The organism is Mycobacterium scrofulaceum (assembly GCF_002086735.1).
GTDB classification, from domain to species: domain Bacteria; phylum Actinomycetota; class Actinomycetes; order Mycobacteriales; family Mycobacteriaceae; genus Mycobacterium; species Mycobacterium scrofulaceum.
Window position 1 is genome coordinate 40964 of the sequence record NZ_MVIJ01000013.1, and the last position, 17455, is coordinate 58418.

17 protein-coding genes are annotated in these 17455 nt (G+C 67.6%); 8 read left to right on the plus strand and 9 right to left on the minus strand.

From position 1 onward, the window contains the following. Positions 1-14 precede the first annotated feature (14 nt). From BST44_RS10915 to BST44_RS10925, 3 genes are all read right to left on the minus strand, one after another. Positions 15-1604 carry a PPE family protein gene (locus tag BST44_RS10915; protein ID WP_083177130.1) on the minus strand — a complete coding sequence of 530 codons (1590 nt, stop codon included), beginning with the start codon at positions 1602-1604 and terminating at the stop codon, positions 15-17. A 288-nt stretch (positions 1605-1892) separates the two neighbouring features. Then, on the minus strand, positions 1893-2126 hold the full coding sequence (locus BST44_RS10920; RefSeq protein ID WP_083177131.1) for a DUF167 domain-containing protein: 234 nt from the start codon (positions 2124-2126) through the stop codon (positions 1893-1895). Positions 2127-2275: 149 nt separating this feature from the next. Then, a complete protein-coding gene (locus tag BST44_RS10925; RefSeq protein ID WP_083177132.1) occupies positions 2276-2596 on the minus strand; it encodes a hypothetical protein in 321 nt (106 codons plus the stop codon). A 169-nt stretch (positions 2597-2765) separates the two neighbouring features. Here BST44_RS10925 and BST44_RS10930 point away from each other — a divergent pair, with 169 nt between their 5' ends. Further along, entirely contained in the window at positions 2766-3467 is a 702-nt protein-coding gene (locus BST44_RS10930) for a DUF899 domain-containing protein (protein WP_083177217.1), read from the plus strand. 9 nt (positions 3468-3476) lie between these two features. On the opposite strand, the gene BST44_RS10935 is transcribed toward BST44_RS10930, so the two are convergent. Beyond that, entirely contained in the window at positions 3477-5483 is a 2007-nt protein-coding gene (locus tag BST44_RS10935) for a putative bifunctional diguanylate cyclase/phosphodiesterase (RefSeq protein ID WP_158086649.1), read from the minus strand. Positions 5484-5996: 513 nt separating this feature from the next. Between BST44_RS10935 and BST44_RS10940 the strand changes: the two genes are divergently transcribed. Next, complete coding sequence (locus tag BST44_RS10940) at positions 5997-6428, plus strand: hypothetical protein (protein ID WP_142274450.1); 432 nt, start codon at positions 5997-5999, stop codon at positions 6426-6428. 52 nt (positions 6429-6480) lie between these two features. Here the strand turns inward: BST44_RS10940 and BST44_RS10945 are convergent, their stop codons facing one another. After that, complete coding sequence (locus BST44_RS10945) at positions 6481-6834, minus strand: DUF732 domain-containing protein (protein WP_083177218.1); 354 nt, start codon at positions 6832-6834, stop codon at positions 6481-6483. 75 nt (positions 6835-6909) lie between these two features. On the opposite strand from BST44_RS10945, the gene BST44_RS10950 reads away from it, so the two are divergent. Then, on the plus strand, positions 6910-7233 hold the full coding sequence (locus tag BST44_RS10950; RefSeq protein ID WP_244184781.1) for a hypothetical protein: 324 nt from the start codon (positions 6910-6912) through the stop codon (positions 7231-7233). A gap of 72 nt (positions 7234-7305) precedes the next feature. Continuing rightward, complete coding sequence (locus tag BST44_RS10955) at positions 7306-7866, plus strand: FKBP-type peptidyl-prolyl cis-trans isomerase (protein WP_083177136.1); 561 nt, start codon at positions 7306-7308, stop codon at positions 7864-7866. Positions 7867-7985: 119 nt separating this feature from the next. On the opposite strand, the gene BST44_RS10960 is transcribed toward BST44_RS10955, so the two are convergent. Further along, positions 7986-10268: a SpoIIE family protein phosphatase gene (locus BST44_RS10960; RefSeq protein WP_083177137.1), complete on the minus strand. Its 2283-nt coding sequence runs from the start codon at positions 10266-10268 to the stop codon at positions 7986-7988. A 284-nt stretch (positions 10269-10552) separates the two neighbouring features. Between BST44_RS10960 and BST44_RS10965 the strand changes: the two genes are divergently transcribed. Then, on the plus strand, positions 10553-11200 hold the full coding sequence (locus BST44_RS10965) for a biliverdin-producing heme oxygenase (protein WP_083177138.1): 648 nt from the start codon (positions 10553-10555) through the stop codon (positions 11198-11200). Between the two features lie 7 nt (positions 11201-11207). Here BST44_RS10965 and BST44_RS10970 read toward each other — a convergent pair whose 3' ends face one another. Next, the gene (locus BST44_RS10970; RefSeq protein ID WP_083177139.1) at positions 11208-12641 is read right to left on the minus strand and encodes an FAD-dependent oxidoreductase; all 1434 of its coding nucleotides are present in this window, start codon (positions 12639-12641) and stop codon (positions 11208-11210) included. Positions 12642-12883: 242 nt separating this feature from the next. On the opposite strand from BST44_RS10970, the gene BST44_RS10975 reads away from it, so the two are divergent. After that, on the plus strand, positions 12884-13567 hold the full coding sequence (locus BST44_RS10975; RefSeq protein ID WP_083177140.1) for a GAP family protein: 684 nt from the start codon (positions 12884-12886) through the stop codon (positions 13565-13567). Between the two features lie 52 nt (positions 13568-13619). After that, positions 13620-14384 (plus strand): class I SAM-dependent methyltransferase, encoded by a 765-nt coding sequence (locus tag BST44_RS10980; RefSeq protein WP_083177141.1) that lies wholly within the window; start codon positions 13620-13622, stop codon positions 14382-14384. A gap of 30 nt (positions 14385-14414) precedes the next feature. Here the strand turns inward: BST44_RS10980 and BST44_RS10985 are convergent, their stop codons facing one another. Together BST44_RS10985 and BST44_RS30080 are read right to left on the minus strand one after the other, a co-directional pair. Continuing rightward, the gene (locus BST44_RS10985) at positions 14415-15650 is read right to left on the minus strand and encodes an osmoprotectant NAGGN system M42 family peptidase (RefSeq protein WP_142274451.1); all 1236 of its coding nucleotides are present in this window, start codon (positions 15648-15650) and stop codon (positions 14415-14417) included. A 221-nt stretch (positions 15651-15871) separates the two neighbouring features. Further along, on the minus strand, positions 15872-16300 hold the full coding sequence (locus BST44_RS30080) for a hypothetical protein (RefSeq protein ID WP_083177142.1): 429 nt from the start codon (positions 16298-16300) through the stop codon (positions 15872-15874). 408 nt (positions 16301-16708) lie between these two features. On the opposite strand from BST44_RS30080, the gene BST44_RS10995 reads away from it, so the two are divergent. Then, positions 16709-17455 carry a sensor domain-containing protein gene (locus BST44_RS10995; RefSeq protein WP_083177143.1) on the plus strand — a complete coding sequence of 249 codons (747 nt, stop codon included), beginning with the start codon at positions 16709-16711 and terminating at the stop codon, positions 17453-17455.

The window sequence follows — 17455 nt, forward strand, 5'->3', positions numbered from 1 at the left end:
GAGCTTTAAGAGACTCAGTCCTGGCTGCCGCGCGCCCTTTCGCCGCCTTCCGGGGCCCAGGTGCCGGGAATCATCGGCATGCTGGGCGCGCGGCCGAATTCCCCACGGGCCAGTGTGGTCAGACCCGCCGCGGCAGTGGTCCCCTTGCGTGGCGTGCCGGCGAATCCCAGATTCCGGGCGCCGCGTTCTGACGCGGTGGTTGCCGGTGCGTCCCAGTCCGGATCGACGTCGACGTTCATGTCCACGAACTCGTCGCTGTGGCCGCGCTGCCGCGCCCGCCGGCGCCGCCGGACCCGCGCCGCTTCCCCTACCGCCGCCGGGCAGGTCGTGCCGGCCGAATCCGGCTCTGGCGCCTTCCTTTTCGCGCCGGCGGCAGCGTTAGCGCTCATTCCCGATCCAAAACCGAGACCGGGAGGCGCAATGGCATACGGGGGCGCAAACTGAAACCCGCTTGCGGCCGGCGGCGCGGACGGCGCCGGGCTGGACACCGTGGTGGCTGTGGGGGCGGGCGCGGCCGCAGATGCCGGCGCGGCCGCCGCGGCAGGTGCGGCGATCGGGGCTGGGCCGAGTGCCGCCGGCGTGCTGGGCGCTGTCCCAGCGGTTGGGGCGGCTGGCGCCACGGGGGCGGGCGCGGGTGCAAGCCCGGCCAGGCCTGCAAAACCGCCCAGGGCCGCGAATGGGGCCGCCGCGACGAGCATGGGCACCAAGAACAACTGTGGTTGCGTCGGGAGCCAACTGGCGAGCTGGGCTAGATGTGTCGGCCAGTCGAGCAGAACGAGGTCGGTGATGAACTGGAAAGCCGCCGCCGGATTCTCTTGCAACAAAGCCCCGAACTGTTGAAAATCCGAAAACAGCTCGAGGGCTCGAACGACCCACCAGAGCAAGTCGCCCGGGTTGGTATAGGCCTCATAGGGCAGTCCGTTCAGTGTCCCCTCGACGGGATCCCATTCGATTCCGAACAGTCGCAAGATCTGGGCGATGAACTGATTGAGCGGGCTATCGAACCCATGGTCATGGTCGTGGTGGTCGTCCTCTTCCTCGTGGTCGTGTTGCGCCGTGGTGGCCGACTTCAAGATCTGCGGCGCCGGCTCGGTCTGCGGTGCGGCCGCGACCGCCGCCGTGGAGACGGCTTGATAGGTGGTCATCGCGCTGGCGGCCTGGACCCACATCCGCGCGTAATCGCCCTCGTTGACCGTGATCGGAATCGTATTGATTCCAAAGAAATTCGTCGCCACCAAGGCGCCGTGGACGACGTGGTTGGTGGCCAGCTCCGGCAGAGTCGGCATTGCCGCCAACGCTGCGGTGTAGGCCGTGCCTGCCACCTCGTGCTGCGCTGCCGTCGCGGCGCTGTCCGCGCAGGCCTGCGTCAGCCACGCCACGTACGGGACGTGTGCCGCAACGTAGGCTTCGACGCTCGGCCCCTGCCAAGCACCGGCCTGCGTTGACGCCAGGACAGCGCTGAGTTCTTCTGCCGCGGACGCATATGCGGCACTGACCGAGCTCCACGCGGCTGACGCGGCGAAAAGCGACCCCGGCCCCGCACCGCTGCTCAGCAACGCCGAGTGCACCTCAGGCGGGGACGCCATCCAGATCGGCGCGGTCATCGCCGGGCGCCGCCGCTGAAGCTCATGATCAACGGGGTGGTCGGGGCAGGGGACGTCATCACGGCAACTCCTGGGGCAGGGGCGGGCTAACAGCGCTACCGAAGGTAAGTGGAAATGGTTTTCGTTATCAATATCGGCTCGCCGGCTCATACGAAAGACATAAGCGAGCCTCGGTGCGCTATGCCCCAGTCGGCCATGCGGGTGCAGATATGCTGTGCCTCAGCAGGCATGCCGCCTTCTGGGGTGACCTCCCGGCGTGCTTGCCCACGCATGCGTCGGGCGGCGCACTCAACGGCTCACGCGGAAACGCTTCAGCCGTGACGTCCTGCCGGACATCAATTCGACCCGGCTGCTTGGCAATCCGAGGTGGGCTGCCAGTAGCCGGGTAACGGCGTCGTTGGCCTTGCCGTCAACCGCCGGCTCTCGAACGTAAATGGTCAGCTCACCGTTAGGGCCCTCCTCGACCAGAGGGCCCTTGCGACTGCCGGGCTTGACGCTGACGGCGACGATGGAGCCGCGCATGGCGCGTAACGGTACCGGCCGACTGGTGCGCGAGGCCGCTCTCCCGCCGGATTCCGGCCGCGACTCCTATCGCGGACGAATGAGCGTGCGCGGCTTTGGCTTGCGTCGCTCGAGGGGTTGGGTCCGCGGTTCTGCGGGAACCACCGCCGCTAGCCGGCCGGCGGCACCACTGGCGGACGGCATTCGTTGGCGCCCGGATCCCACCACCAACCGTTGTCGCACGCGAGCGGTTGCGGCCCGACACCGAGGGGGCGGCACACGTTGGCCGTCGGGTCCCACCACTGACCCGGGTCGCAGGCCAGGGGCTGTGGGCCCACCCCGAGCGGTCGGCAGACCTTTCCCGTGGGGTCCCACCACTCCCCGTCCCCGCAATCGGCCGAACTCACCGCCGGCGTCGCGATTGTCACGGCGGCCATCGACGCGAACGCCATCATGGCGATGACCACTAGATGCCGAAACAACGTCCTCATGGTGGGCCTCCCCTCTTGCTAGCCCCATCGAACCCAGTCCGGACATGCAGGTCAAGGGCGCTAGTGGAGAGCGCCGACGCATTCCCGACCGCGACGCCCTGCGATGAATTCCGGACATTTCACCGGTCAGACCTTCCAGACGAACGAACCGAAAGCGAAGGTTGAGCCCATGTCCTCCACAAACACGGCATTGCCGCCCGTCGTCGATCAGCAAACCTGGCGCGCCGCGCTCCACGAGCTACGCGAACGTGAGAAGGCCGCCACTCGCGAACTGGATGCGATCGCCGCCCAGCGCCGCCGCCTGCCGATGGTCCGGTTGCCCGACTACACCCTTATCGGCGCCGACGGGCCCGTCCGCCTGGCGGATGTGTTCGGCGGCCGCTCGCAGTTGATCGTCTATCACCACATGTGGTCCGACGGCGCGGAGTGGCAGTGCAGCGGCTGCACGGGGTTCACGTCGCAATTCACCCGACTGGAGTTCCTGGACAACTACGACGCCCGGTTCGTCATCGTCACCAACGGCGCGATCGGCGAAGCCCTCGCCTACCGGCGGAAGGTGGGCAACCGCATGGAGTGGTACTCGTCGTCGCAGAGCCCGTTCGCCGCGGACATGGACGCACCGCCCGGCGGCGGATTCGGGGTCAACGTGTTCTTGCGCGACGGCGATACCGTGTACCGCACGTGGCACACCAACGGGCGAGGCACCGAGCAACTCAGTCACACGTTCGCGCTGGTCGACCTTCTGCCGTGGGGTCGCCAGGAGGAATGGCTCGATTCGCCCGAAGGTTGGCCCTCGCGGCCCACCTACTCGGGGTGGCTCGGCTCCCCCGAGATCGCCACCGCTTACGGGCCCCGCGAAAGTGAGGACTGAGAGCGACGACTACTGCGTCGCGAGAACCGAGTTCGCAGGGACCCGCGGGATCTCGGAAGCGGGCAACGGGCGGCAGAAGAAGTTCCCTTGCACGGCGTCGCACCCATAATCCTTCAGCCGCTGGGCCGTCGCGCGGTCTTCGACACCTTCCGCAACGGTGGCGATGCCGAACGTGGATGCCAATTCGATGACGGAGCGTGCGATGGTCGCGGCGCGGTCGTCGCGCAGGATCGGCGCGATGAATTCTCGGCCGAGTTTGATCTCGTCGGCCGGTAGCTCGCGAAGATACGTCAGAGTGGCGTAGCCGCTGCCGAAGTCGTCAATCGCCACCTGAATGCCGTTGTCACGAAGGCGATTGAGCACGGTGCGGGCCTTGGCCAAGTCGGCCACCACCAGGTCCTCGGTGATCTCGATCGTGAGCGAACTGGGAGACATCCCATATCTGATCAGCACGGACATGATGCGGTCGGGCAGCGCATCCTCGTCGAGGGACGGCGCAGCCAGGTTGACCGCGACGGGGATCGCGGCACCCGCTTCCTGCCACGCGGCCGCGTCAGCGATCGCCTGGGAGAGCACCAGATCGGTGAGCGCACGCATCAACCCATGCTCGCGGACCAGGGGCAAGAATTGGGCGGGCTCCAGGACGCCGAATCGCGGATGCTGCCATCGGACCAGCGCCTCTGCCCCGCGCATGGAACCGGTCAACGTGCTGAACTTCGGCTGGTAGAGCAGGGTCAACGAGCGGCTCTCGATCGCCCGCCGTAGCTCTCCGAGCAGTTGCAACCGAGCCATCGCATTGTCAAATGCCGGCGCCTCGCCAAGCTGGGCGCCCATTTCGGGTATGTAGGTCTGCACATTGGTCGATCCCGCGAGGTGGGCATAGAAGCGTGCGGCATCGGCCTGTTTGATGAGATTGCCCGGCGCAGGGGCAGTGGCGAGTGCCGAATCGGCCGACGCCACACCGATACTCACGCGGACGTCCAGGCGGTGGTCGTCGATGTCGACGGGCTCTTCGAAAGATCGGGCCAGCCCGTTGGCAAGGTGCACCGCGACGCCGGGACGGTCTTCGACCAGGATGGCGAATTCGTCCCCTCCCATCCGCGCTACGGTGTGGCTCTCGTCGACGTTGGCCTGGATCCGCTCGCCGACGCCGCGCAACAGCTTGTCGCCGACGTCATAACCGAGCGTGTCGTTCACCAACCTGAAATCGTCCACGCCGACCGTCAATACGCTGACCGGCACGCTGTGCTGGACGTGCAATCGCAGCGCATGCGCCAGGCGATCGTCGAAGAGTCGCTGATTTGCCAATCCGGTCAGCGGGTCCCGCAGCGTGGCGTCGGACACCGCGACAAGTAGGCGTTGCTTTCGTTCGAGGAGCAAGATGTGGCGGGCCAGGGTGGTAAGGAACAGCACCACGCAAACGGCGAAAATGAACGCCTCGCCCCGGTTTGTGGGCCAAAAGTGAACAGCGCCAACCACAATGGCCAGTAAAACCGGCAGGTACGGCAGCCACAGCGACGCCCTCGACGAGGGCTGCGAAAAACCGAGGTCGGGTTCCGGTCCCGGCCGGGAGGTGAGCCCCGACAGGGCGAAGAAGTACATTCCGACGGCCCCGCCAAGAATGACGAGGTCGCTGGGCGCTTGGGCGGCATGATCATTGAAGACGTTGGCCACACCGGCCGCCGCGATGACAGCCCACCCCAGCATCATCAGCGATGGTGAAAGTTTGCGGCCCGCTTCGGCCTTCATCACAACGATGAAGGCCAGGGCGACCAGGCCCACGTACACCCCCGCGGCGGTGGCCAACAGTATTCGTGAAACGCTGAGCGCCTGGCCTAGCTGCGCCGAGCGACCGAGCGGCAGAATGACGAAAACGACCAGGAGCGACGCGGCGACGAGGATGCCGTCAAGCAGCAGGCCTATTCCGAAGCGGGAGTCGTCCCGGCTGGGGATCACGATTGCCCCGGCCAACGCGCAGAACGGCAAGATCAGATAGCCCAGGTTGGCCGAAGACATACTGGCGACCGGAAGACCGCCACCGAGTGCGACGTGGCACCACACTGCTTCGCCGGCAGACCAGCCCACCAATCCGGCCGACATGGCGGTCCACGCGAGACGTTGGCGGCCTCGGGAACGCCGGGCGGCCCCGACCGAACAGATGGTGGCGAAAACGCCCGCAATGACCGAGCCCGCCGGGGCGACTGCCGCTCTTCCCGGGGCGCCGTCCGAGCTGACCAACATCGCCGCGAAGACGAGTAGCGCGACCGTTGCCAACACGATCACCGCTAGTCGGCTTCGTGTCAGTGACAACTTTTCCCTTACTCTGCCGGGTGCGGGTCGCAAGAAGGATAATTCACACCGCAAAAGTAGGGTCGCAGATTTACTTAGCTGTTTCTCGGTTATCACGGCCCGGAATGCGGGCGCAACGTCACATCACTCCGCGTAGCCGCCGGGGCTCATCTGAACGACGCGCCGTTGCGCGTTCAGATGTCAGCAATGGATATGGTCGCTGCGGTATTCACTGAGTTCATGATCAACACCGTGACGACCGTCGTCGTCGCACTGCTGGGCGTGCACATCATCGCGAAGTTCTTCTTCTTCACCCTGCCCTATACCAGACGACGTCGCGCGCTCGACGCGAGCTACGGCGACCGCCCGTCCGCAACCTCGACCTCGGACTGGGTCCTGCTGGTCTTCACCGTCCTGCTCTGTGCCCTGCTGCTGTGGCGCGGAGTCGAAGCCGTAAGTTTCCTCGGCGGCTTGTGGATCGGTGCCACCCTGATCCAGTTGTATTTTCACCGCTTTCACGAGCCGGTGCCCGCCGAGCGCGCGGCACCGCCACCGACCTCGCCGCTCAAGGAGATGTCGTATGCGATTCAGTCGTCGCCCTGGCGCGCGTGGCCGCAGATCGCGGTGCTCGCGGTGCTCGTCGCTTGGAGCTTGACGCTGCTAATTCACTGACTGGTGCGACGCGGCACGCAGATCGCCTGACGTCGGATGGTTTCCGGTGGGGTCACGTGCAAAGGGTGGGGGCGTCGCACACGTTGCCGGGGCAGTAGATCGAGTGGGCGGCGTCGACCATGGTGCCGACGTCCAATAACGTGACCCCCCTGGCGTCCAGGTGGGCGTGGACGTCGTCGGCGATCTGTTGTGGCGTCCAACCCCAGGTGAGGTCGTAGCAGATGAGGTGCGCCTCCCCGATGAGTGCCTCTTCCGTCCTGGGTGGCCAGCTGAGACCGACGGCGCGCAGCTGCGCGAGGTAAGCGTCATCTTGGGGGGTGTTCGCGCTCGCAACCGCGACGCTGCCCATGAAGGCGGCGGCCATCACGGGAATCGTTAGTCCGGCCAGCCGGCGGGGTGAGGGCATCGATTCGCTCCCTTTCTGCGAGGCCGCCAGCAGCTCGCGGGTCCACAGCAGAATAACCAAACAACATTCGCCGCATTGCGATTTGCCACCGGTGTGAGCGCATGGCTTGCTCCCAAAAGGGCTGCGGCTCTGCTCGGATTGGGTTCTGACCGTCAGCAGCCGCTCACCACCCGACTGTTCGGCTCCCGCGAACTCACGCTCGCCCTGGCCATCACGGACACTGCCTCACCCCGGTTGCGCGCTCGCGCGCTGCAACTGGGCCTTCTCGTCGACACCTTGGACGTCATCGCGGCCGTCCATGGCGTCCGGCGCCACACCTTGTCGCCGGCCGGCGCGGTCGCCTGCGGCGGCGGCGCGGCGCTTTTTGCTTGCCTCGGGCTGGCGGCGCTCGCCGGCTGACGACGCCCCCGACGTTCCCGCCGCACAGCCACGGCGGGGCCACCAGCAACCGACTGACTAACCGGCTGTAGCGTGGCGGCCGTGAAGTCGTCCCTGGTGTACTCCTCCGTCGCGGCCTGCGTCGCGGCGACCGTCCTGGCGATCGCCGCGTCGGACAACGCAGCCGCGGCCGGCTCGTGCCCGACCACGCCACCGCAGAGCGGCGGAACGCCCGATTGGACGCTGACCGGGACCACCGGCAGCGTCGCGGTCACCGGATCGACGGATACGACGGCCCCGCGCGTCGATGTGACGGCGCCGTTCAGCGTGACCCAGACGCAGGTGCACACGCTGCACGCCGGAGACGGACCGGTCGTCTCGCCCAACGCCCGGGTTTCCGTCTGCTACATGGGCGTCGACGGACGCGACGGGTCGGTGTTCGACAACAGCTACGAACGGGGCGCCCCGGTCGACTTTCCGCTCAACGGAGTCGTGCCCGGCTTCCAGAAGGCGATCGCGGGGCAAAAGGTCGGGTCCACGGTTGCCGTCGCGATGACCTCCGCGGACGGCTACCCCAACGGTCAGCCCAGCGCGGGAATCCGGCCGGGCGACTCGCTCGTCTTTGCGATCAAAATCCTGAGCGCCTCCGGCTAGCCCCGCAGCCAAACACCCTGTCGCGCAACTACTCCCGAACCGCGCTTGTCGTGGAATCGTAGCCGGCCTCGGGCATCATCGTGCGAATTTCGCGCGAGATACCGGGCGGCCGAGAGAAATCAGGGACGACGCAGGGTGATGATGGTGACGTCGTCTTCGATATGGCCCGACGCCATCGCCGTCCAGATTCGAGACGCCGGCGTCTCGCCCGCGCGCCCAAGGGTTTCCGCCAACCGGTCGAGGCCATCGTCGATCGCCTCGCCGCGCCGCTCGACCAGGCCGTCGGAGTACAGGACCATCCCCTGGCCGGGCTCGACGGTGAATGTGCTGGGCGCGTAGCTCACGCCTTTGATCCCGACGGGCGGTGAAAGCCGTATCGGTGCGGGGACGGCTGTGCGGACCGTGTCGGTGAGGAACGGCATCAGGTGGCCGGCGGAGGCGGCCTCCACGTGTCCCGACGCCAGGTCGACCCGCGCGGCGATCACGGTGGCGAAGGCGCCGGGCAGCATGTGCAGGCAGAAGTCGTTGAGCTGGCCCAGCGCCTCGGCGGGCGCGGCCCCGGCGAACAACTGAGCGCGCAGGGCGTTGCGCAACGCCGCCATGATGCCCGCGGCGGCGATGCCGTGCCCGGCGACGTCGCCGATCAGCACGATCAGCCGCCCGTCGCGCAGTTCGAACGCGTCATACCAGTCGCCGCCGACGTTATCGCCCGCGGCCGGCTCGTAGTGCGCCGACAGCTGCCAGTTGTCCAGTGCCGGGATCACGTCGGGCAGCAGGCTGCGCTGGAGCGTCTCGGCGACCCGCAGCGCGCCGCGCGTGCGCCGGTACAGCGACTCCACCAGGTGGCGGCGCAACGCCCCGACGGACTCCGTGTCGCTCAGCGTCCACGGCTCGCTGCGCCGGCGAACGATCTCGCGCCATCGGTCGAACGACTTGCGTGGGCTGAGCCGGACCGTGTCACCCTCGCTGATCGCGATCGACTTGTTGTGCGGATCCCCTCCCCAGTCCACCGAGCGCAGCACCTCCCGCCGGAACCAGACTGCGTACTGCCCGTCGGGCAGGTTGATCGCGACCGCGCCGGCGGCCAGTTGGGGGTCGAGGCCGAGCGCGGGCAGCTCGCGCGACAAGGATTCGGTGATGGCGATTTCGTCGTCGGCGTCGCGCGCCCAGTCCATGACGGCGGCGACGACCTCTGGCGGCGGAACCGACCCGCGCACCCGCCGGTCCCCTTGGATGTCGACGACGACGCCGTCGGCGGGCACGAGATCGAGCAGGTCGGGCGCCCCGAGCAGCGCCCCTGTCAGGGGCTCGCTGTCGTTGAGCGTGGCGGCGGTGAGTTTGCCCAGCACCGCCTGCGCGGCCAACCGCTTGTGCAGCTGCTCATCCTCGAAGCGGTCGACGAGCCGTAGCGACAGGGTCGAGCCGAGGAACTCGGCCGCCGCGCGGGTGCCGAACGGCGGCAGGTGCGGACCGGCGTAGTGGTGGCAGGCGATGAGCCCCCACAACCGGCCCCGCCGCAGCAGCGAGATCGACATCGAGGCGTGCACGCCCATGTTCCGCAGGTACTCGATGTGGATCGGTGAGACGCTGCGCAGTGTGGCGAAGGTGAGGTCCAGCGGCGTACCGCTCGCCGGGTCGGCGGCCGGCACCACCGGTGCCGGCGTGTAGTCGACGTCGGAGATCAGGCGGATCCAGTTCTTCTCGTACAGCGCGCGCGCCTGCGCGGGGATGTCGGTGGACGGGTAGTGCAGGCCGAGGAACGAGTTGAGGTCGTCGCGCTTGGCTTCGGCGACGACCTCGCCGTTGTACTCCTCGTCGTAGCGGTACACCATCACGCGGTCGAAGCCGGTCAGTTCGCGGACCGCACGCGCCGCGGTGTCGTACAGCTCGGGCAGCGTGGAGGCCCGGTTCAGCTCCTCCACCGCGCCTCGCACCGCCTGGTAGGTGTTCGGGAACGAGAACGGTCTTTCCCCGTAGGCGATTTCGAGTTCCACCAGGAGCACACCGCCGGGGTCGCGGTGCATGATGGCGTCGAAGGCCCGCGGCTCGCCCGCAACGTCGATCGCGCACTCGATCGGGTTGCGTCGGCGCAGATCGCGGGAGGCCCGCGCCGTCCGCTCGAGGCGGGTGGCCTGTTCCGGTCCGACGAGCGCCGACAGGTGCCGGCCGACGACGGCGTCGGCGGGCCGGCCGAGCAGTTGGGCGACATTGGCGCTGACCTGGCGGACCTCGAAGTCGTCCTCGCGCACCACCGCGAGCACACCGCGCGGCTGGATGCTTCCCGGAATGTGGATCGGCTCGCGCGCGCAGTTGTCGAGGTCGATGGGCGTGCCGACAGGGACGAGGTCGTCGAGCGGTTGACTCTGCGTTGGCGGCGGCGGGACTTGTGCCTGGTCGGTCACGCAGTCGGCTCTGTCGGTTCGCTGACGGGTAACAGTCTTGGGTCGTGACGTATCAAAACCGAATCCCTAACTCGCCCAAGCTGTTTCCCCTCTTGCCGCATCCGCTCGCGACGGGTGGGGCATGTGCACCGGCGGCGGCTTCCCGCCGGTCACCATGCCGGTTTGGCCGCCCCACCGACCCTGCGACCCCCTGGTTGCGTTCATGTCAATTACTCGAGCCTATGTGTTGCGGTCTTCCGCCGTCACCTCGTCCGCAGCAATCACCAATGTAATCTGAGCAGGACATGCGCCAGATCGACCTTCCAACACGCCGCCGTTTGTCGGTCGCGATGAAGGAGGGTTCAGGGGCGGAACACGTCGCCGCTGAACAGAGCGCGTTCGTTTCCGAATTGGTTGCCGGTCGGGTCACAGGTCGCGGTTATTCCGAATACCTGCTGCGGTTGCGGGTGGTGTACGCCGCCCTCGAGGACGCCATGCGGGCGCGCCGCAAGGAGCCGATGGTCGCCGCCGTGTACGACCCGGCGTTGGAGCGCCTCGCGGCCATCGACGCCGATCTGCGCCACTGGCGCACCGACGGCACGCGCGACGTCGAATCCCCCGCCGCGACGGCATACGGCGAGCGGCTCGCCACGCTGACGTGGGGCGGCTCGCTGGTGGCCCACCATTACACGCGCTATCTCGGAGACCTCTCCGGAGGCCGGGTCATTTTCAAGGCCCTCGAACGCACATTTGATCTTCGCGGCGTCGGGCTCGCGTTCTACGAATTTCCCGTGCGGCCCAAGCCGTACAAAGACGCCTATCGTGCCCGCCTTGATGCGCTCCGCCCGAGTGCGCGCGACGTCGACCGCATCGTCGACGAAGTCAGATTGGCCTTCGGGTTGAATCACGCCTTGCTCGACGAACTGGCCGAGCACATCCCGCGCCGGCGTTGACGCTCTCCTAGACGTTGAGTCCCGAGAACATGATCCGGCTGGGGTCGTACTTCTGGCGCACGGCGGTGAGCCTCGACAGGTTCGAGCTGAAGTACCGCGACGCGGGTTGGTTGGCTTCGATGTAGTTGACGTAGCCGCCGACCGAGTACGGTTGCACCGCTTGGTGTGCGGTGTTGAGCCAGTTGGTTGCGGCCGCCACGTCACCGGTTTCGACGTACCACTGCACCAGCGCGTACTGGCGTCGCCACGGAAAGGCCGTCGCGCCGGGCGCAACGTCGGCGAGAGCACCGTCGAGTGCGTGCATGATCGCCAACATGCGGCCCGCGCCGCGGGGGAATGCATCGACCGCCTTGGCGATCCCCTGAGCAGTGGCCGCGTTGACCACCGGCAGCACATCGGATCCGCCGACATATCCCAGCGGTGACGGGTTGAGGTTGCCGACGGCAAGGTAGTTCACCAGGTCCAGATAGTTGAAGGTGTGGTTCTCGGTCCCGGTCGGTTGGACCCCAACGGCTTTGGTGAGGGCCGACCCGACGCTGCTTCCCGACCCCACCGGACACGTCGCCATGATGCGGCAGTGCGTCCCCATCGAATCCACGGTGGCATCCGCCAGCGCCCAGCTGTTCCGATCGGCGGTGCGCAGCCAGTTCTGCCAACCGACCAGAACCTGCGCGAACGCCTCCGGCGGGAAGTTGAGGTTGACCACGTCAAGGTCCGTTGTGGGGAACGTCGCGAAAGTCAGCGAGGTGGTGACGCCGAAGTTGCCGCCGCCACCACCGCGCAGCGCCCAGAACAGGTCGGGATTGCTCGCGTTCGATGCGGTCACCGCCTGGCCGCCGGGCAGGACCACCGACGCCGACACCAGCTGGTCACAAAGCAGGCCGGCGTGGCGGGAATTGGCGCCCAGCCCCCCACCCAGCGCGTGCCCGGAGGCCCCGACCGACGGGCAGGTGCCGGTCGGGATGCCGCGGCCGGCGCCGGCCAACGTCTGGTGCATCGCATACAAGCTCGTCGCCGGCGTCACCGTGACGTGCCCGGTGCCGGCGTCGTAGTTGACGCCCCCGGGCAGCTGACGCAGGTCCAGCACCATGACCCCGTTTGCCGTGGACGCACCGATGTAGGAATGGCCGCCGCTGCGCGGGGCCACCTTCAGGTTGTGGGCCGCGGCGAAGGCCATCGCCTTCTGCACGTCCGCCGGCGATGCCGGGGTGACGATCGCGGCTGGCGTCAGGCCGTTGTAATTGGTGTTGAACACCTGCTTGGCCGCCCCGAAGCCGCCGCTGCCCGGCAGCAACACCTGCCCACCGATGGCTGTCGACAGACCCTCCCAACCGGTGGGGTTGGGAGCGGCGGTGGCCCGCGCCGAGCCGAACACCGTGCTCGCGGCCAGCGCTCCGGCGGCTCCCCGCAGAAACGTCTGGCGTGAGATTTCACGCGCCACCGTCGGGCTCCCGCGTCTGCCTCATGTTCCGCATTGTCGAACGGCCGACCACGAAAGCCGCGGTGCCCCATGCCGTGTGACCGGATCGAAACCCATACGAGCCGCCCCGGTGACGTGCCACCGCGCGCGGCCGGGACCGCCTCGGACGGACACGCCGCCCGGTGACTCGTATCCTCTGCACCATGATCGCCGCTTCGACGCTCGCCCCCGGCGAGCCCACCCGGTAGGCGGAGTTCAGGCGCGTGGGTGCTCTTGTGCTGGCGCTTGGCGGCCTGGCGTTGCTCGATTCGCTGAACGTCCTGAACGTGGGGGTGGTCTCGGCGGTCATTTTCGACAGCCGGTTGAGTCGCCGGTCCCCGATTCCCGGTGCCCTCAGCTTCATCGCGGGCGTGTTCGCCGTGACGACCACGTTCGGGCTGTGCACCGTTCTGGGTCTGAGCTTTCTGACCCATGCCGTCGGGTTCCACGTGACACCGGCCATCCGTTTCCGCGGCGAGCTGCTGCTCGGCCTGGTGCTGACCGGCCTGGCCTACTTCCCGTTGACCGCCCAGTCATCGGCCCCCGGCTGGGCGTTGGCGGCAATGCGCCAGCGCCCCTGGCTGCTCGGCTTTCTCGGGTTGGCGGTGGGTAGCGGCCAAGCTCCAACCGCCATCCCGTATCTCACCGGCCTGGCCATGCTCGCCGCCCTGCATCCCCGGCCCCCACTGTGGCCGCTGATCATCATCGCGTACTGGGCGGTTGCGCTCTCTCCCCCGCTGCTCATCCTGGCGCTGTCGATGAGGCGAACCGTCCGGGCCAAGCGCATTCAGCGTCGCCTGGTCCGTGTCCTCACCCGCTACGGCCCGATATCGGTGCGAGCGTTGTTCCTCGTCTTCGGAATCGGACTGGTGGCCGACGCGCTCGTCAACCACAGTGCGTTGTGGTGATCACGATCTCTTTCTCACGTCTCGCACAGGGAGCCGGATTACGTTGGCGGATATGACCGATCGCCACCAACGAGCGACGTCCTTCGGGTCGATCGCCGGGGACTACGACGGCTTGCGTCCGCAACCCCCGCGGGCAGCGGTGGACTGGCTGATGCCGCGCCGGTGCGGGGTGGCCGTCGACCTGGGGGCGGGCACGGGGCTGTTCACCCGCGCTCTGGTCGGCAGAGCCGCGGAGGTAGTCGCGGTGGAGCCGGATACGCGGATGCGGGCGGTCCTCACCGAGCGTTCTCCCGCCGTGCGCGCCGTGGAGGGGACCGGTGAGTCGATTCCCCTTCCCGACGCGGCCGCGGCCGCGGTGTTCGTCTCCTCGGCGTGGCACTGGATGGATCCCCAACGGGCCGTTCCGGAGATCGGGCGGGTGCTGCGGGACGGCGGGCGATTCGGCTTGATTTGGACCAGCCGGGATCGCGACGTGGATTGGGTCCGCGACCTCGACCTGCTGCCCGGTGAGGACACCCCCGAGGCGGAATCACCCGACCGCTTCCGCCGCCGCCACGAGAACGTCGTGCTGCCGGGACCACAGATCTTCCACAACATCGCCCGCGAGACATTCACATTCGCGCGGACGATGACGATCGACGAAATCGTCGCAATGGTGGGCACTTACAGCAGGCTGATCGTCGCCTCCGTCGACGAGCGCGCAGAGCGGCTCACCAATGCGCGCAGAGCGCTGAACGAGCGTTTCCCCGGGGTCGAGGCGATCGACGTCCCCATGCAGTCCCGGTGCTGGCGGGCCGACCGGATCCACCGCGGCTGACCACCGGGCTGACCATCGGCTCCGAGCGCCTCAGGCCTGCGGACCTTCCGACGGCGGCCAGTGCGATCCCGGCGACGCCTCGCCGGGGGAATCGTGCTCGCCTCGGGCCAGCGGTACCCACCGCTCGCTCGGGGCGGGCTGCTTGGACGACGGGAAGTCGCGCAGCTTGCCCGACGGTTTGGCGTCCCACTTGGCGAACGTCAGTGGCGTCTGCAGCCAGGTGTGCAGCAGGCAGTACACCGCCTGCAGCGAATCCAGATGGGTGCGTTCCCAACCGTGGCTCCCGTCGAGCCCGAAGCCGACGAGCGCCGCGCGGGTGCCCGCGCCGGCCTCGATCGCGGCGGCGGCGTCGGAGCGGTAGAAGCGGAAGACATCCCGCGCGCAGGCGATGTTCTGCTCCTCGGCGAGCCGGCACAGCCTCCGGGTGAGGTGATAGTCGAACGGGCCGTGCAGATCGGCCATCGGGATCGTCACGCCGTCCTCGATGGAGTGCTGGCCGGGTGCGCACACCGCGTTGTCCACCGAAACCAGCTCCGCGACGTCGGCGGGCAAGCCGTGGCTCGCCCCGTGGCCGACCTCCTCGGTGATGGTGATCATGACCATCGTGCGGTGCGGCAGCACAACCTTGTTCTCGGCGAAATTCTTGGCCAGCGCGAGCGCGATCGCGACGCCCGCCTTGCCGTCGAGGTGGCGGGAAACGATGTAGCCATCGGCGGTCAGTTCCGGGCTGGCGATCAGCGCGACGAAATCGCCGATCTGCAGGCCGAGCCGGACCAGGTCCTCGCGCGAGGACACCTTGCGGTCGACGCGGACCTCGACGTGTTCCCAATCCGTGGGCTGCAGGTCGATCTCGTCACCGAAGGCGTGCCCACTGGCCTTGAGAGGCAGGACCGTGCCGGTGATGAACTCATCGGGGTCGTCGCAAAAGATCCGTACGCGCGCGCCCGCGGCGAACCGGGCCGAGAAGGTGCCGACGGGGATGATCTCGAGACGACCGTTGTCCTTGAGCCGACGGACCATACAGCCGATGGTGTCGGCGTGGACCACCAGGGCACGATCGGTGGTCGCCGACTCGCCCGGGAGTTCGGCGGTCAGCGCCCCACGCCGGGTCAACGAGAACGGCACGCCGAAGTCATCGAAGATGTCGCCGATGAGCTGCATCACCGCGTCAGTCCGGCCCGCCGGACTGGGCGTCTGCAGCAGCGCGAGCAGCGTGTCGACCATCCACCTGCGATCGGCCTCGGCCATGGCCGCGGTGTGACGCACGGCGTCTCCTCTCGAGTCGTCCGGAACCGCGTTCAACCTACCGCGTGGTCACCGTTGACTCACCGGCCCGGGCTGCGTGACCCGCACCCTGGTGGGCAGCGCGTTGCCCGGTGCCCTCAAGGTAGAGCACTCCGGATCCGCGCGCCCGCTGGCGCAAATGGATTCGGCCGCGCGACGACACCGGGCTTAGCTGGTCAACCGGTAGATCCGCACGATCGGCGTCAAGGGTTCACGTTGGGACAGGCCTGCTTGACCCAGTTGGTGATGAGGTCCCTGTTGCTGTTCAGATCGGCATCGTCGGGCTGCGCGCCGCCGGTGGTGACGAAGTGCTCGATTGCGGCCTTCACGGTGTCGGGTGGGCCGTACTTTTCCAGCGTGTCGGCGTACCTGCGCGCTTTCTCCGGGTTGTTGGCGACCATCAGATTGTCTTTGGCGAAGGAGATATCCAGGCAGGTGGATTGGTCGAACGACTGAGCTTGCGCGGAAGACGACGCCGGCGTCGTCGGCGACGGCGACGCGGCGGGCGCCCGCGAGGTCGAGGTCGGGGATTGACTGGACGAGGAGGCCGAGGACGACGAGTCGTTCGAGCATCCGGCTGCGGCGATCGCGATGGCGACCAGTCCTGCGCATGTGGTTCGGACTCGCCGCATCGGACACTCCTCCGTCCCCCGAAGATGTGTTTGCTGTATGCACCCTACCGGTCGCGCATATCGGATCGACGAGGTTTGTGGGCCTTATTCACCTCATCGACACATCGTGCGACAAGGGGCAGGCCATAAACCGCCCTTTTGTTGCCCTAGGAAACCCTTGATCTGCGAATGCTTTCGTTTTACGCGCGCCCTGGGTGCTTGATTCCGGTGTGAAACCTCCCCGCGTACGAACGGGCTCAACGCGGAATGACGCGTCGCGAGGTTGAATCAATGAACACTTTCCGACCGGATGGCGCAATTTGCTGCCGAAGCCGTTATGCTTCCGTCCACCGCTGAGCTTCGGGCAGCGGATGCGCCGGTCGCGCGGAGGCTCGACGGCTCGGTGGAACCACGAAGGGTGAGCAGCTCATGCGCCAACTAGCGACCGCGATGTCCACCGCCGCCATCGGAATCCTGGTTGCCGCCTGCGGCGGCAGCAACGGCGGCGCTTCCGGCCCGTCGACCACGACCAGCACCAGGCCCCCGGTCGCGCAGGCCGCGCTGCCGGGCTTGCTGCTTACGTCCGCGGAGCTCGACAGCGCCCTGGGCGCCACCGGATCGAAGAGCAAGGAGAAGAACGACAAGCTGAAGGACGACGCCGCGAAGCAGCCGTGGCCGGCAGGCTGGAAATTCCCCGACGACTGCGTCTACGCGATCGGCCCCGGGCAAGCCCCCGTTTATGCCGGCAGCGGCTACACCGCGGTGAGCGGCGACGACGAAGTCGCTTCCCTCCCGCCGAATTCCAACGAACCCGACCCCGAGGTGGAACAGGTGCTGGTGTTGTTCCCGACCGCGAAGGAGGCCAACGCCTTCTACACCACCTCGGCGCAGCGCTGGCCGGCCTGCGCCAACCGCCAATTCACCACTCCGGCCGGGCAGGACACCCCCGAGACGGGCTGGCAGGTGGGACCGGTCTCCAACGCCGACGGAACGTTGAGCACGACCTTGACGATGACAATTCTCGACAACGGCAACGTCCTGCTGACCATGACCTGCCAGCGGGCGCTGACGGTCCGCAACAACGTCGCGATCGATGTCAGCGCGGTCCGCAAAGACCCGGCGGACTTGGCCGTCAAGCTCGCCGGTCAGATCGCCGGCAACGTCGACAAGCGATGA